Source organism: Streptococcus pseudopneumoniae (assembly GCF_001072925.1).
Classification (GTDB): Bacteria; Bacillota; Bacilli; order Lactobacillales; family Streptococcaceae; genus Streptococcus; species Streptococcus pseudopneumoniae_Q.
On sequence record NZ_JVHE01000007.1, the window covers coordinates 1 to 2,341 of the forward strand.

General features: G+C 29.9%; 2 protein-coding genes. Both read left to right on the plus strand.

The genetic code is table 11. From position 1 onward, the window contains the following. The first annotated feature begins 75 nt into the window (after nucleotides 1-75). The gene (locus ADH81_RS00235) at nucleotides 76-1,392 is read left to right on the plus strand and encodes an ISL3 family transposase (protein ID WP_049525658.1); all 1,317 of its coding nucleotides are present in this window, start codon (nucleotides 76-78) and stop codon (nucleotides 1,390-1,392) included. 261 nt (nucleotides 1,393-1,653) lie between these two features. Beyond that, entirely contained in the window at nucleotides 1,654-2,232 is a 579-nt protein-coding gene (locus ADH81_RS00240; protein ID WP_000493216.1) for a DUF4230 domain-containing protein, read from the plus strand. Nucleotides 2,233-2,341: the final 109 nt, after the last annotated feature.

The following is a 2,341-nucleotide window of genomic DNA, read 5'->3' on the forward strand; positions in this document are numbered from 1 at the left end:
TTTTAGTGTATACAAAAAGGCCAACATCCATTATATTAAAAGCGCTGAAACCTAAAACAAAAGGATGATGACCATATGAACAATATACTAGAAGCTACACTACAAATCAAAGATAAAAACATTATTTGGGATAATAAAGTTCAAGAGAAGATATTTAAAAAGAGAAAATCTTTATTTTATGCAGCTACTTATACGCATAAACCAGAATTTTGTACCGTTTGTGGGTGTGTTAGCCGAAATAATAATATCGTTAAAAACGGCACGAAAACATCTCGTATCACTCTCTGTTCTGTTTCAGGCCTAGCGGCCTACTTAAATCTACGCAAGCAGAGATTTCTCTGTAGAGAATGCGGCTCTTCATTTACCGCAGACACTAGTCGAATCGTAGAAAAACACTGTCATATCTCTAAACGCTTAAAAAACGAAATTAAATCAAAAATAAGTGAAACAGTATCTGAAACCTATATCGCAAAAGAAACAAATGTTTCAGTTCATACGGTAAGACGTATCATAGATGATACAACACGTTTACTAAAGATTAAACCATTACACGATTTACCTGAGCATTTGTGTTTTGATGAATTTAAATCCGTCAAATCTTCCGATAGTAATATGAGCTTCATTATTTGTGATAGCACTACACACAAGCTGGTCGATGTTGTACGAGATAGAAAATCTTACAGCTTGAAAAAGTATTTTCATCGTTTTGAGCCTAAGACTAGATTAAAGGTAAAAACTATCTCCATCGACATGTACTTACCGTACATTCAATTAATAAAAGAAATGTTTCCTAACGCTAAAATTATCATTGATCCTTTTCATATCGTACAAGCCTTAAATAGAGAATTAAATCGAACTCGGGTACGTGTCATGAATAAGCATCGCTATAAAGACTCTAAATTATATCGAAAGTTAAAACATTATTGGAAGTTAATTTTAAAGAACTCTAATGAACTTCAGAACTATAAATATAATCGTTATAAGCTTTTTGAAAGCTTCATAACAAGTAAAGGAATCGTAGATTATATCTTAGAAAAAAATCCATCTCTTAAAAATGATTATGAGGTTGTACATTCACTTCGTGAATGTATACAGGATAGAGATTATATAGAATTCAAGGAAACGATTGAAGCAGCTACGCAATTAGACCTATCTCCTGGTTTAAAAAGAGTATTAAAGACTCTTATGACTTACTTTCCATATATTCAAAATACTTGTGAGTATCCAACTAGAACAAATGGCCCTATTGAAGGAATAAACAATAAAATAAAAGTGCTTAAAAGAAATGCCTACGGCTTTAGAAACTATTACCATTTTAGAAATAGGATTATTTTAATAACAAAAATGTTTGGCCCAAAACAAAAAGGAATTAAGCAACAATTAGTTGCTTAATCCCTTCCTAAATTTCTTCATCAACACTATTTGACAAAGAGCCCTTTTTTAGTGCTCAAAATAGCACTCAATTTTAAATGGATTTGGTGTTCAAAAAATATAATCAAATGCAACAAACTAATTTCATTTTTAATAGGCACAATTAATTTTAGAAGATAGTACGAAAAAATATTGACTATTTTCTTTAGAATGTGTAAAATTTAGATAGATTATTTAAAGTGAGGTTTTTTTATCCTGTCTATATTAAAGAAGAAAGTTAATATGTTTAGTGTACTATTGAATGTGGTATTAATAGCTATTATAGCTATTGGAGTGCTATTTTTCTTACCTAAGGAACATAAATCAGAAGTCAAATCGTCAATTAATATCGAAAGTATTGAAAAAGTGAATGAAGTTGTATTTTTGAATGCGGGAATTAATGAAATTATTTCTGAAACAAAAACAACTCAAGTTTTTGGGTTTGATGTGCCGTTCTCTAAAAAAGCAGCATTAGTAATTTTAAATTATAAAGCTAAATTTGGAATTAAAAGTAGTGTAAAGGTTGAACAAATAAGCGAAAAAGAATATAAGGTTATTGTTCCAAAATTGGAAGTAATTGGTGTTGAACTTTCAAAAGATAATCCTTATGATTTATATGATAGTCATGGAGAGTTATTAAGTGGAACTACAGAAGATATTGATACTGGGAAATTGGTCGCTAACCAACTTTCTAGTGATAAACAAGCAGAGTATTTAGATAAATTTAAGAGTGAAATTAAAGAATCTGCAATCAATTATTATAAAACAATATTTTCTTCAATGGATTCTGAAGTAAAAGTAACTATAGAATTTACAGAATAATTTTTGAAATACAAAACCCTGGCCATCTCTGGTCAGGGTTTTGTGTGGTTCTATAATTTTTAGGGTTGATGGAAATTTTCCACCAACCCTATTTTAGTGTATACAAAAA

Excerpts from the sequence above, each read along its gene's own strand:
- ADH81_RS00235 (WP_049525658.1), top strand. The coding sequence starts at position 76 with ATGAACAATATACTAGAAGCTACACTACAAATCAAAGATAAAAACATT.
- ADH81_RS00240 (WP_000493216.1), top strand. The coding sequence starts at position 1,654 with ATGTTTAGTGTACTATTGAATGTGGTATTAATAGCTATTATAGCTATT.